The organism is Duganella levis (genome assembly GCF_009857605.1).
Taxonomy (GTDB): domain Bacteria; phylum Pseudomonadota; class Gammaproteobacteria; order Burkholderiales; family Burkholderiaceae_D; genus Rugamonas; species Rugamonas levis.
Genome location: NZ_WWCT01000018.1, coordinates 89,835 through 103,001, shown reverse-complemented (window position 1 = coordinate 103,001; position 13,167 = coordinate 89,835). Strand labels below are relative to the sequence as shown.

The following is a 13,167-nucleotide window of genomic DNA, read 5'->3' as shown; positions in this document are numbered from 1 at the left end:
GCCATGCAGCACATCAGCGCGATCAGCTTGTTTGTGGAAGACCTGCCGGCAGCCAAGGCGTTTTATCTGGATGTGTTTGGCGTGCCGGTCGAGTACGAGGACGACAACTGCACCGTCGTCAAATTCGACAACGTGCTGATCAACCTGTTGCAGATTGCCCATGCGCCGGAGATTGTGGCGCCGGCCGCCGTGGCCCCGCGCGACGCCGGTTCGCGCTTCCAGCTCAGCATCTGGGTGGCGGATGTGCAAGCGGTCTGCGAGCGCCTGCAACAGCGTGGTATTGCGCTCAACGGCCCACTGGATCGGCCATGGGGACTGCGCACTATCAACTTTACCGACCCCGCCGGCCATAGCTGGGAAGTCGGCCAGCAATTGGAACGCTGATCCTTCATCCCGTCGGATAGAATAAGCTCCCTGGTTTGATCCGAGTCTGGTTTGAGAGTCTTATTTTTTGTCGCCATGCTGGCGCTGTCCAGCGCAAACGCCGCCGAGCCGGCGCTATCCGCCGCCGATACCCTGAACCTGGCGCAGCGCGCCAAGCCGGTTGTTCCCCATACCAGCGGCCCGAATGTGCTGCGCGCGCAGGTGTTGCTGGACCGCGCGCATTTTTCTCCCGGCGAGATGGATGCGGCCTACGGCAGCAATATGCACCAGGCGATACGCGGTTTCCAGAAACTGCATCAATTGCCGCTGACCGGCAACGTCGACGCCGCCACCTGGCAGGAACTGGAGCGCGATGACGCGCCGGTGCTGGAGGTCTACACACTGACCGCGCAGGATGTCGCCGGTCCGTACGTGCCGGTGCCGTCCGACATGGCCGGCAAAGCCAAGCTGCCGGCGCTGGGTTACGCCAGCGTGGCCGAAGCGCTGGGCGAGCGCTTCCATTGCAGCCCGGAACTGCTGCGCCGCCTCAATCCCGGCAAGAAGCTGAACAAGGCCGGTGAGCAGTTGCTGGTGCCAAACGTCGCCATCATCAAGCCGCTGCCGAAAGCCGCCTCGATCCTGGTCGATGCGAAAGAGGGCACGCTGACTTTGCTGGACGCAGGCGGCATGCCGTTCGCGCAATTCCCGGCCAGCACCGGCAGCAAGCACGATCCCCTGCCGGAAGGCCGCTGGCAGGTGCGCGGCGTGGCCACCAATCCCGAATACCGCTACAACCCCAAACTGTTCTGGGACGCCAAGGCTGGCGACACCAAGGCCCGCATCGCGGCCGGCCCCAACAACCCGGTCGGCCTGGCCTGGATCGACCTCAGCAAAGAGCACTACGGCATCCACGGCACGCCCGAGCCGGGCAATATCGGCAAGACCCAATCGCACGGCTGCATCCGCCTCACCAACTGGGACGTGATGCAAGTGGTGCGCGCCGTCGCGCGCGGCGCCGCCGTGCTGCTGCAGGCCGGGTGATATATTGTTTTCCTTGGTAAAAGGAGAGCATGTGAAAACCATAGGATTGATAGGCGGCATGAGCTGGGAATCCACTGTGCCGTACTACCGCGAGGTCAACCAGACCATCAAGCGCGAACTGGGTGGACTGCATTCGGCCAAAGTCGTGCTGTACAGCGTCGACTTTCATGAGGTCGAACGCTTGCAGCATGCTGGCGACTGGGACGCGGCCGGCGCCATGATGGCCGATGCCGCGCGTCGCGTGCAGGCGGCAGGCGCGGACTTCATCGTGTTGTGCACCAACACCATGCACAAGGTGGCACCAGCCATTGAGGCAGCGGTGGACATACCGTTGTTTCACATCGCCGACCCGACTGCTCGGGCCATCAAGGACGCCGGCCTGCAGAAGGTTGGCCTGCTTGGCACGCGCTTCACCATGGAACAGCCGTTCTACAAGGAGCGCTTGCAGCAACTGCACGGCCTTGACGTGGTGGTGCCCGCGCCGGCGGACCGGGAGATCGTCCACCGTATTATTTACGACGAACTGTGCCTCGGCCGCATCGTCGACGGCTCGCGCGATGAATACCGCCGCATCATGGCCGCGCTGGTGGCGCAGGGCGCGCAAGCGGTCATTCTCGGCTGCACGGAAATCTCGCTGCTGGTGACGCAGCAGGACGCCAGCGTGCCGCTGTTTGACACCACCGCGATCCACGCCCATGGCGCCGCCTTGTGGGCGCTCGATCAGGCTTGAAACGCATGCGGCTGGCCGTCGCCGTTATACTCTGCATTTAAGCCTCACCACTATGGAGTCAACATGAAACTGATCGGTATGCTGGATTCACCTTACGTCCGCCGCGTGGCGGTGTCTTTGCAGTTGCTGGGGCTGAAGTTCGAGCACCAGTCGCTGTCGGTGTTCAGCACGTTCGAGCAGTTTCGGCAGATTAATCCGGTGGTCAAGGCGCCGACGCTGGTGGATGAGGAAGGCAACGCGTTGATGGACTCCACGCTGATCCTGCAATACGCCGAATCCATCGCCCGCCCATCGGCGCGCCGCACGCCGTCCATGCCGACCGAGCTGATGCGCTCGCAGCGCCTGCTGGGCCTGGCGCTGGCGGCTTGTGACAAGGCGGTGCAGTTGGTCTACGAACGCAATTTGCGTCCGGCCGAGAAGCTGCACCTGCCGTGGGCCGACCGCGTCATCCTGCAACTGCGCGCCGCGCTGGACGTGCTGGAAGTGGAACAGCAGCAGCAGCCGCTGGACGCCACCAGCGCCGCCATGCCGCCGCCCGGCGTGATGCAAGCCATCACCTGGCACTTCGTCCAGCAGATGCTGCCGGACGTGGTCTCGGCCGCCGATTATCCGGCCTTGGCCGCGTATTCGCGTGAGGCCGAAGCGCTGCCGGAGTTCCGCGCCGCGCCGCATGGCGACAGCACTTACCAGGGCTGACTTGTCACACGTATAATGACGTTTTCGTCACTAAAATTGTCCTGGTTTATGCCGCGCCTCTTGCTTGCCTTTGCCTTGCTGGTCACCACCGGCGTTCAAGCCGCCTGTCCGCCGGTACGCATTGGTTATATGGATCAGGACCGGCCGCCTTACTGGCTGGGCAAGGGCGCCGAGGTGCCGGAGCCGGCCGGTGTGGCAGTCGATTACCTGCGCGCCGCTGCGGCTGCGGCGATTCCATGCCCGGTGCAGTTTGTGCGCCTGCCGGCCAACCGCCTGCGCATCGCCTTGCAAACCGGCGCCATCGACTATCTGCCGATCGAAGAACGCGCCGAACTGCCGACCGAAGTGACGCTGCCGCGTGACCGAAACGGCGTGCTGGACCGCAGCCGCGCGGTCCACACCAGCATCATCGTGCTGGTGCGCGCCGCCGACCAGCTGCCGGCCGACACCATTACGCCGCGCTATTTTCAGGGCCGCGTGATCGGCGTGCCCTACGGCGCACCGTATGCCGACGCGCTGCGCGACGCCGGCATCAAGGTTGACGAGGGCGGACGCGACCTGGAAAGCAATGTCGGCAAACTCAAGCTAAAGCGCGTGGATGGCGTGGCGCTGACGGTCGGGGCGGTCAACGATATGGACCAGTCGATCGCCGAACGCTACGGCAATGAAGTGGTGCGCCTGCGCGTGCCGCTGTTCAGCAGCAATATCTGGCTAGCCACCAATCCAGCCTACTATGCAGCGCACCGCGAGCAGGTGGAATCCGTCTGGACCTGGATGGCTACCCACCAGCAGGAGCTGAGCAGTATGATGGCGAAATATTCCCGCAAATAAGGATTTACCGCATGGCAGTCACTTCCTACCTGAACACCACGCCGCAGCTGGGCGAGGGCCTGTACCTGCATCCATCGGCGCAAGTGATTGGCGACGTCACCGTCGGCAAGGATTGCTCGATCTGGTGCAACACCGTGCTGCGCGGCGACGTCAACCGCATCGTCATCGGCAACTGCACCAATGTGCAGGATTTCGCCATGGGCCACGTGTCGCACAAGAATGACAAGAAGCCGAACGGCTCGCCGCTGATTATCGGCGACTATGTCACCATCGGCCACCAGGCCATGTTGCACGGCTGTACCATCGGCAATGAAGTGTTGATCGGCATGGCCGCCATCATCATGGACGATGTGGTGGTGCAGGACCAGGTGATGGTTGGCGCCGGCAGCCTGGTATCGCCGGGCAAGGTGCTGGAGAGCGGCCACTTGTACGTCGGCCGTCCGGCGGTGAAGGTGAGGGCGCTGACGCCGGAAGAAATCGCCTACCTGAAGTATTCGGCCGAGCACTATGTGCGCGTGAAGAACAACTATCTGGCCGGCTGATTACAGCCGATACTCCGCCAGCCACTGGCTGGCTGCCGCGCTAGCGGCCTTGCTGTCCGCAGCCGAGTGCATCGGCAAAAACACCGCCGCGCCTTTCAGCGCGCCACGGCCGGTCTGTATGCTGAGGCCACCCTCGGCGGCGCGCACTTCCAGGATCTCCGTCCATTTGTAGCGCGACACCCGGCCGTCCTGGCCGGGTACGTGTACGTAGCGCAGGCCGTCTTCATCGGCCGAAAAATATTCCACTTCCCGTTCCAGCGGCTGCGTATGCAGCAGCCAGCCGCACGCCAGCGTGCCGCCCAGGCTGATGGCCAGCGGCCAGATGGCAGTCAATGCCATGGCCATCAGCGCGCCGGCAAACGCGGCCACCGCGCAGGCAGCTGGCGCCCAGCCTGGGTAGCTGGCGGCGGCCATATTGGGCGTGGTCAAAGAAAGACGTTCCATACATGGATTGTAGCGGATCTACCAAGATTGATTGCAATAGCACTTGTAAATGAGAATCATTATTGTTAGGATGTCTCCTTTGCCAGCAATCGTTCACGTTCCGAGAGCCAGCCGTTCAACTTCTCTCTTGGAAAACTATGATTGCTACCCCTACGGGCGCTCGGCATCGGGCCGCGCCATTGTCTCTTCACGTCCGCTCGGCCCTGCTGGTGATGCTGGGCGCCGCCATCCTTCCGGCGGTAGCGCAGGATGCGCCGGCCAAGTCCGCTTCCGAATTGTCGGAGATCCTGGTCAAGGCCAAGCGCGACGACGTTAATTCCACCAAAAACGGCAGCACCACCGTGCTGACCTCGCGCCAGCTGGAGCAGAACAACGCCATCGACATGGCCAACATCGCCCGCTACTCGCCATTGGTGGCGGTGCCGTCCGCAGCCAGCGGCGGCGGCAATATCTGGGATGGCGCCGGCAATACCGGCATCAACATCCGCGGCGTCGAAGGCAACCGCATCAGCCTGGAAGTGGACGGCATCTCGCTGCCGGACGCCGCCTCGCGTCCGGACGGCACCTCGAACAGCTCGTTCGGCATCGGCCGTGATTACTTCGATCCGGAAACCTTCCGCGAAGTGCGCGTCGGTTCCGGCGCCAGTCCGACCGCCGGCGGCACGCCGGGCCTGGGCGGTTCGGTATCCTTCATTACCAAGGACCCGGAAGACTACCTGGACGGCACCCGCAAGGTCTACGGCGAATACAAGTTCGGCCACACCTCGGACCATGGCATGCGCCTGCATGCGGTCACCGGCGCCGCTGAAATCAGCCCGAGCCTGAAAGCCCTGCTCGTGGTGGCGCACCGCACCGGCGACCAATCGATGATCAACAGCACCGCGCCATCGAATCCGGACGACTGGGATTCGACCGCCGTGTTGGCCAAGCTGAACTGGACCATCGCCAAAGGTCAGAAACTGGGCTTCACCATCGACAGCTACAAGAACGAGCACAACCGCGAATTCGACAACAAGGTCGGCTCGTCGTACCCGGATGGCGCGACGCAGAACTCCAACACCAAGCGCAACCGTTTCAGCGTCGAGCATCAGTGGACGCCGGTCGGCATCGCCCTGTTCGATACGCTGGACACCAAACTGTTCACGCAAAAAGCCGAAGTGGTGGATCTGACCCACGCCGACTACATCACCGGCGCGCAACCGTACGTGCGCGACATCAACACCGGCTACTTCAACGACAGCAAAGGCATCGCCGCCGACGCCACCAAGCAGCTGGCTCCCGGCAATCTGCTGAGCTACGGCGTCAGCTACGAGCAGCAGGAAACCCGCCGTCCGTGGAGCGAGGACCGCGTGGTGGTCAAGACCGGCGTGCACCAGTACACGCTGAAGAACCGCATGGTCGACATGGACACCGACAAATTCGTCGCCTATGTGCGCGACGAGATCGGCTTCACGCTGGGCGGCAAGCAAGCCACGCTGACGCCGGGCCTGCGCGGCGAGCAGCGCAAGCTGACGCCAAAGAACCTGCAAAGCTACATCGTCGCGGTACCGAGCGCGGCCAAGGAAATCAAGGAAGAAACCGACTCCTTCCTGACGCCATCGCTGAACCTGTCGGTGGAAGTGGCGCCCAACTTCAACGCCTTTGCGCAATATTCGCGCGGCACGCGCCTGCCGTCGGCGGCCGAGCGCACCGGCACCTACGACTCGTTCAGCTACACCGCCGCCGGCAACGGTTACGCCGTGCTGGGCAATCCCAACCTGCAAAAGGAAACCAGCAACGCCTTTGAAGTGGGCCTGAAAGGCGCGCCGACGCCGGGCGTGGAATTCAGCGCCTCCGTATTCGATACCCGCTACAGCAACTTCATCGAGTACGCCACGCAGGCGCCGGACCCGGTCAACTATCCGACCATCACCTTCGGCCTGTACCGTCCGGAAAACATCGGCAAGGCCAACATCTACGGCGTGGAATTCAGCTCGAACTTCCAGCTGGCCCAGTGGCTGCCGGCGATGAAAGGCTATAGCGTCAATGTCGCGGCCGGCGCCTCCAAAGGCACCTCGGAAAACACCGCCACCGGCAAGAAAGCCGACCTGCCATCGGTGCAGCCATACAAAGCCAACGCCACCTTCGCCTATGACGATCCGGCCCTGCGCGGCGGTGCGGCACTGACCGCCAGCACCGCGCGCGGCAAGCGTGCCGTCGGCGACGTGCTGACCGGCAGCACCACCACCTTGTTCGATGTGCCCGGCTACAGCGTGCTGGACCTGACGGCGTACTGGAACATCAACAAGCACGTCACCCTCAGCGGTGGCGTCTACAACCTGGGCGACAAGAAATACTGGGACTACGCCTCGTCGCGCAGCCTGCCGGCCGGCACCACGGCCGCCACGCTGGCCGACATCGAACGCCAGACCCGTCCAGGTCGCAACTATGCATTCGACCTCAAAGTGATTTACTAAGGAGCTAGCCATGAAACCCCACCATCGATTTGCCCTGGCGCTGACCGGCGCCTTGCTGATCTCGTCCGTGCCGGCGGTTGCAGCCAGTCTGGCCGAACGCTACGACACGCTGCGCGCCGAACAGCCGAAGCTGGCGCTGCGCGACGCCGCCGCCAGACTGAACGTCTCGGAAGCCGAACTGCTGGCCACCACCGGCCTCGGCAAGACCGTCACGCGCTTGCAGGAAGGCGACAACGTGCCGCGCGAAATCATGCGCCGCGCGCTCGACCTCGGCACCGTGATGGCGCTGACGCGCAATGAAAACGGCGTCATCGAACGCACCGGCGTCGCCACGCGCCTGAAGCCGCAGGAAGAAATCGCCGGCCTCGACGCCGACAAGGAAAAGGAACGCGAAGCACGCCTGCGCAACATCGCCGGCGGCTATCTGGGCGGCGAGATCGATCTGCGCTTCACCTTTAAAAACTGGAAGTACGCGTTTGCCGTGGTACAGCCGGGCAAGGACGGCGCCGTCACGCGCAGCCTGCAATTCTTCGACCAGAGCGGCAACGCCGCGCACAAGCTGTACGTCAAGAGCGATGCCGGCGTGGCGGTGTTCGACAAGATCGTGGCCGACTTCCGCAATCCGGTGCAAAGCGCCGACCTGAAAGTGGCGGCAGCACCGCTCAAGCCGGCCGTCAAGCCGGACAGCGCGATCGACGTCAAGGAATATCAACTGGCGTGGAATGAACTGAACGATGTGCACCAGTTCAACCGCCTGGTGACCGAGTTCGGCATGTCGCGCGAACAGGCGCTGCGCCTGGGACCAGTGGACAAGGTGCAGCCGATCACGCCGCAGGCAGTGCGTCAACTGCTGGAAGAGTCGGCCAAGCAGAAGCTGGACATCATGGCCTTCCTCGGCAATGACGCCACGATCCAGATCTACAGCGGCAAGATCGTCAAGGTGCAGGAAGCCGGCGGCTTCTTCAACGTGCTCGATCCGGAGTTTAATCTGCACCTGCGCGACAGCGCCTTCCACAGCGGCTACGTGATCAAGCGTGCCGGCGTGACGTCAGTGGAATTCTTCGACAAGAATGGCGACCTGGTAGTCAGCTTCTTCGGCGTCCGTGAGCGCAACAAACCGCAGCCGCAAAGCTGGGTCGACATGACCGCCGCCCTGCCAAAGGCGGATGCTACTCGTCAGGCCAACCGTTAAAGTAGAAGGCCGGAGGAAAAACTCCGGCCTTTTTCATCTACAAAGTTGCTTCCAACTCGGCGAGTTTTTTCTCCAGGGTAGACCGCTCCTGGGGATTTTTAATCGCTGGCAATATCTTACGCAGCGCCAGTGCGTTTGCCTTGGCAAGCGCCTTATCGGCGGCGATGGCAACGTCGGGTTTAACGCCGGCGCCTTCCCAATCGGCTTTGGTGATCGGGTTGATGGAGCGTCCGATCGGGATGACGGCGACCAGATTAGGATCGATACGGAACGGCTGGATCGGATGCGCACCGCCGCCGCTGGTTTCACCCACCACCGTGATGCGCTTGATGGCCTGCAGGTTGTAGGTAAAATCTTCCGCTGCGGAGAAGGTGTTGCCGCTGGTGAGCACGTAGACCGGCTTGTCCGCACCGAAGCGCGCGCCCGGCACGGCGGGATCGCTCCAGAAGGAATTGGTTTCATTGTCCGCGCGGTAGTAGATGTCCGACAGATGGATCTTCTGATCGCCCAGCAGGTAGCTTGCCACATGGGCCACCATGTTCGGGTCGCCGCCACCATTCTCGCGCAGGTCGATGATCATCGCGTCGCCATTGGCTGCCAGGTTCATTGCGGCCGTCGCGGCTGCCTTGCCGAGATTCGCTTCAAAGAACGCGTCGAACTTGAGGTAGATAATATTGCCCGGCAGACGCTCCACCTTTTCAAATCCGAAATTGATGTGTTTGCCCACTTCGGTCATACGCTGTCGCATGTCATCCGGCATGCCTTGCTTGGCAGTGGGGCGAGGCATATCAGGTCGTGCATTGGGGACGTAGCGGATGCTCAGGTGTTTGTCCGGGTTCGCAGCCTGGATATCGGTCGTCAGCAATTTTGCGAATTCCTCATCCGTCTTAATCTTCTCGTAGTCACCCTTGCGCAAGTGGTCGCGAACGGCGGCAGCCATCTTGTCGCCGGCCTCAGCGTAAATGTATTTGGCGGAGAGGCGTTGGGCCAGCAGGTCGACGGTTGCGGCCTTGTCGGCGGCGCTCAACGGCTGGGCCAGTTGCGCCGCCGCAGCCGGCCCGGGCGCCTGTGCTCGCGCGCTGGCGAAGGCGGTGGCGCAGAGGACCATGACTGCGATGGGAAGAAGTTTACGCATTATCGAGATTGTCTCCGTAAAAAAGAATAATCCATAAGGGCTTATGTATTTTAATGTTAATTTGTTATTTGTGAATCTGTCAAATCATTTCGGATGAGGGAGGTAAACCGGGGTCAGAACTGACCCCGGGTTGCTTAGGCGAGGGCGGCGCGGCCCAGGGCTGGGTCGTCGGTGAAGAAGCCGTCGATGCCGGTGGCGATGTAGCGTTTGATTTCGGCGATGGAGCCGGCTTCGTTGCGGACGGCGTCGCCGGCGCTGTTGCGGAAGTCGACGGCCAGGAAGTGGTTCTCCGGACGGAAGGTCCATGGCTCCACCCGCAGGCCGGCTTTGTGCGCATCTTCCACCAGCGACGATGGCGCATCCAGCGAACCGTCTTTTTTCAACGGGATAATGCTGCGCGTTGGCGGCGCCACCACGTCGGCGTACTGGGCGATGTCGCGCAGGCCGGCTGGCGTGCACATCTGTGCGAAGGTCAGCGTGCCGCCGGCGGCTGCCACGTCCATCGGACGCACATTCTCGCCGATCACCAGCTGCATCAGGCGCAGGTTGGCGCGGCGGCCCAGCTTGCCGCGCAGGTATTTCAGGTTGGCCACTTCAAACGACTGGATCTCGATGGGATTGCGGCGCGTGTAGTCGTGCGCTGCAATGATCGCCAGGAAACGGTCTTCCAGCGGCAGGCCGACGCTGGCGAAGTAGGTCGAGTGCTTCAGCTCCGGCACGATGCCGACGATGCGGCCGCGTGCCGCCGATTCGGCTGCGACGAAGTCGATGATTTCTTCAAACGTCGCCACCTGGAACATGCCGTTGTACTGCGCGCTGCCCGGACGGTATTGCGGAATCCGCTCCACCGCGCGCAGCGTTTTCAGTTCGGCCAACGTGAAGTCGTCGACGAACCAGCCTTCGTGGGTTTCGCCGTCGATGGTTTTGCGGGTCTTGCGGCTGGCAAATTCCGAACGGCTACCGACATCGGTGGTCTCGCTCAGGAAGGCTTCGTGGCGCGCCACCAGCACACCGTCCTTGGTGCTGACCAGGTCCGGCTCGACATAGTCGGCGCCGTCGGCAATCGCCTTGGCGTACGAGGCCAGCGTATGTTCGGGACGCAGCGCGCTGGCGCCGCGGTGGCCGAAGATCAGCGGACGCGGCTGCGCCACGCCGACCGGACCGACGCCCGGCATGCCGGACAGGTCCGGCGTGGCGAACGGGCCTGGCGTCAGCATGCTGGCGGCGTGGGCCAAGCCCGGCAGCAGCAGGGCGGCGCCGGCCGCGCCGGTCGCCACTGCCGCAGTCTGGATGAAGCCGCGACGGGACAGGCGCTTAGGCAAATAAAGTGTGGTCATCAGAAGTCCGCCATCAAAGTCAGGAAGCCCTGACGAGGTGCAATTGGGAAGGTATTGTACGTGCCGCTGGCCGCGCCGACCACCACGTTGAGGTCACCCTCGCGATTGGCCAGGTTGGTGATGTTCAGGCGATAGCGCGCGTTCTTGAGCCAGCCGCCGTTCAGGAATGGCAGCTTGCCCGATACGCCCAGGCTCATCAGGAAGTAGCTGTTCACCGACAGGTCGTTGGTGTAGGTGGCGTAACGCTTGCCGACGTAGTCGCCGATCAGCTGGAACTCGGTGTCGGCCACGGTCAAGGTGGCGACGGTCTTGTTCATCCACTCCGGGCTGCCTGGCACTTTTTTGCCGGCGGTTTGCACGGTGGCGGTGCCGTTCAGGTAGTTGTCGCTGTACTTGGAGTCGTTGTACGACAGCGCGTTGTACAGCGAGAAGGTGCGGCCGAAGTGGGCGGTGGCCGACAGGTCAATGCCGTTGGTCTTGACACTACCGACGTTGGTCAGCACCGCCAGGTTGCCGCCGATAATCGATGAGATCACCGAGGTCGGGCTGATCTGCAGCAGGCGGTCCTTGAAGTCGACGTGGTAGACGTTGATCTGGCCATCGATCGCGCTCAGCGAGCCCCAGTTCAGCTGGTGGCTGCTGCGCAGGCCGGCTTCGTAGGTGATCGAGGTTTCCGGCTTGGCGGTCTGTTTGAACAGGTCAAACGCGGCCTGGCTCGACAAGCTCCATGGCGACGCGCCGCCGCCGCCGTAGGTGACGAACTGGCGCATGTTTTTCTGCACGTTGAAGAAAGCCTGGTCTTGCGCGGTGATATCCCAGCGGCCGCCGATCTGCGGCAGGAACCATTTCTTGGTGTCGATATTACCCACCGGCAGCGCGGTCGAGCCGGCAATCGCGCCGTTCTTCGGCTGCACCGGGAACTGACCATCGGCAAATTGCAGGCTGGATTTGAAGCCGGCCAGCAAGGTCATGTCTGGACGCACGCGCCATTCGTCTTGCAGGCTCAACTGGGCGACCTTGTTGTCGATTTCGCTGCCGTACTGGGTGATCAGCGGATTGCTTGGACGGTCGTATGGCGAGCTAGGATTGTTCACATCCAGCGCATACCAGCGGCGGTAAGCCGACGAGCGATTGTGCTCGAACCACAGGCCGGCTTGCAGGGTGTGGTTGCCCAGTTCGGTCTTGAAATTCGACAGCCAGCCGTTGCGGTTGATCGTGTATTCGGTGGTGCGGGTGGCGTAGCCGGAGTTGCCGAACACCTGCTTCAGGTTCTGGCCCGGGAAGTAGACCGCGAACAGCGCCGGCAAGCCTGCCACGCCGATAGGACCGGCAACCACGCCGACGCCGTCGTCGTTATGGTAGTAGATCTGGTTCGACCAGGTGGTGGTGTCGTTGATGTTCCAGTCGTACTTGGCGTAGGTCAGGTAATCGGTACGCTGCGCATCGCTGTAGTAGTTGCGGTAGTTGTTGCCGTCCGCCGCAGGGGTGCCGCCGGTGGCCGACAGGTAGTTCACCGCTTGCTGGAAGTTCGGGTACATGAACGGACGGGTGTACGGCTGGTACTTCTCGGTAGCCGAGCGCACGGTGCTGTCTTCGTTCGGCTCGATCTTGTCCGAGTACGCGAAGTACAGGGTCAGCTTGCCGTTGTTGCCGTTGTTGATGAACTTGGCGTTGACCTGGTCGCCGCCCTGGCGGCCGTTGAAGTCCCAGGCTTTCTGCTCGTGGTGCACGGCCGAGATGTAGGCGCTGTTGCCGTCGCCGAAGTTGCCGGTATCGTAGCGCACGAAGGTGCGCGAGGTCTTGTAGCTGCCGACAGTCTGCTGCACGGCGACGTTCTGGTTGGCCAGCGGGTTGCTGGAGAAGGTCTCGATGGTGCCGCCCAGGTTGCTGGTGGAAGCGGTCGACAGGTCGCCGGCGCCCGACGACAGGATCACGCTGCCGACGTTTTCGCTGGTGATGGCGCGCTGTGGCGACAGGCCGTTGTAGTTGCCGTATTGCTGGTCGCCGAGCGGCACGCCGTCCAGCGTGTAGCCCAGCTGCGAGCCGCTGAAGCCGTGGATGAACAGCGACAGATTCTGCTCGTTATTGCCCCATGGGTCGGCGGTCTGGAAGCTGACGCCCGGCAGGGTTTGCAGCGCCTTCAGCGGGTTAATGCCCGGCAGCATTTTCTGCATATCGTTCTTGCCCAGCTCGACCGACGAACGGGTCTTGCGGGTAGCCACTTCCACGGTGGCGATCGGGCCAGCGGCGGCGGCCTCGGCCTCCGAAGCAGCTTCGACGGCGGCAGGGGTGTCAGCCATATCGGCAACGGCGGCAGCAACGTTGGCTGCCATCGCCAGCATAGGCAAGCTCAGCACGGCGAAGCAAACTACGGAGAATTTCTTGTTCATGAATTGTCCA

General features: G+C 62.7%; 12 protein-coding genes. 8 read left to right on the top strand and 4 right to left on the bottom strand.

Annotation, left to right across the window (positions count from 1 at the left end):
* Window positions 1-3: 3 nt before the first annotated feature.
* The 6 genes from GTP69_RS20675 to GTP69_RS20650 all read left to right on the top strand — a co-directional run bounded on the left by GTP69_RS20675 (window position 4) and on the right by GTP69_RS20650 (window position 4,203).
* A complete protein-coding gene (locus GTP69_RS20675) occupies window positions 4-384 on the top strand; it encodes a VOC family protein (RefSeq protein ID WP_161056614.1) in 381 nt (126 codons plus the stop codon).
* A 51-nt stretch (window positions 385-435) separates the two neighbouring features.
* On the top strand, window positions 436-1,404 hold the full coding sequence (locus GTP69_RS20670; protein ID WP_229261067.1) for a L,D-transpeptidase family protein: 969 nt from the start codon (window positions 436-438) through the stop codon (window positions 1,402-1,404).
* A gap of 31 nt (window positions 1,405-1,435) precedes the next feature.
* A complete protein-coding gene (locus GTP69_RS20665) occupies window positions 1,436-2,134 on the top strand; it encodes an aspartate/glutamate racemase family protein (RefSeq protein ID WP_161056613.1) in 699 nt (232 codons plus the stop codon).
* Between the two features lie 63 nt (window positions 2,135-2,197).
* Entirely contained in the window at window positions 2,198-2,830 is a 633-nt protein-coding gene (locus GTP69_RS20660; protein WP_161056612.1) for a glutathione S-transferase, read from the top strand.
* A 48-nt stretch (window positions 2,831-2,878) separates the two neighbouring features.
* Complete coding sequence (locus tag GTP69_RS20655) at window positions 2,879-3,661, top strand: transporter substrate-binding domain-containing protein (RefSeq protein ID WP_161056611.1); 783 nt, start codon at window positions 2,879-2,881, stop codon at window positions 3,659-3,661.
* Window positions 3,662-3,672: 11 nt separating this feature from the next.
* Window positions 3,673-4,203: a gamma carbonic anhydrase family protein gene (locus tag GTP69_RS20650; protein WP_161056610.1), complete on the top strand. Its 531-nt coding sequence runs from the start codon at window positions 3,673-3,675 to the stop codon at window positions 4,201-4,203.
* On the opposite strand, the gene GTP69_RS20645 is transcribed toward GTP69_RS20650, so the two are convergent.
* The gene (locus tag GTP69_RS20645; RefSeq protein WP_161056609.1) at window positions 4,204-4,647 is read right to left on the bottom strand and encodes a hypothetical protein; all 444 of its coding nucleotides are present in this window, start codon (window positions 4,645-4,647) and stop codon (window positions 4,204-4,206) included.
* 179 nt (window positions 4,648-4,826) lie between these two features.
* On the opposite strand from GTP69_RS20645, the gene GTP69_RS20640 reads away from it, so the two are divergent.
* Together GTP69_RS20640 and GTP69_RS20635 are read left to right on the top strand one after the other, a co-directional pair.
* Window positions 4,827-7,103, top strand: a complete 2,277-nt coding sequence (locus GTP69_RS20640; RefSeq protein WP_229261066.1) for a TonB-dependent hemoglobin/transferrin/lactoferrin family receptor — start codon at window positions 4,827-4,829, stop codon at window positions 7,101-7,103.
* A 10-nt stretch (window positions 7,104-7,113) separates the two neighbouring features.
* Window positions 7,114-8,295 (top strand): hemin-degrading factor, encoded by a 1,182-nt coding sequence (locus GTP69_RS20635; protein ID WP_161056607.1) that lies wholly within the window; start codon window positions 7,114-7,116, stop codon window positions 8,293-8,295.
* Window positions 8,296-8,332: 37 nt separating this feature from the next.
* Here the strand turns inward: GTP69_RS20635 and GTP69_RS20630 are convergent, their stop codons facing one another.
* The 3 genes from GTP69_RS20630 to GTP69_RS20620 all read right to left on the bottom strand — a co-directional run bounded on the left by GTP69_RS20630 (window position 8,333) and on the right by GTP69_RS20620 (window position 13,157).
* The gene (locus GTP69_RS20630; protein ID WP_161056606.1) at window positions 8,333-9,430 is read right to left on the bottom strand and encodes a S41 family peptidase; all 1,098 of its coding nucleotides are present in this window, start codon (window positions 9,428-9,430) and stop codon (window positions 8,333-8,335) included.
* 134 nt (window positions 9,431-9,564) lie between these two features.
* A complete protein-coding gene (locus GTP69_RS20625; protein WP_161056605.1) occupies window positions 9,565-10,767 on the bottom strand; it encodes a glycerophosphodiester phosphodiesterase in 1,203 nt (400 codons plus the stop codon).
* On the bottom strand, window positions 10,767-13,157 hold the full coding sequence (locus tag GTP69_RS20620) for a TonB-dependent receptor (RefSeq protein WP_161056604.1): 2,391 nt from the start codon (window positions 13,155-13,157) through the stop codon (window positions 10,767-10,769). The genes GTP69_RS20625 and GTP69_RS20620 overlap by 1 nt, the downstream gene beginning before the upstream one ends.
* Between the last annotated feature and the right edge of the window lie 10 nt (window positions 13,158-13,167).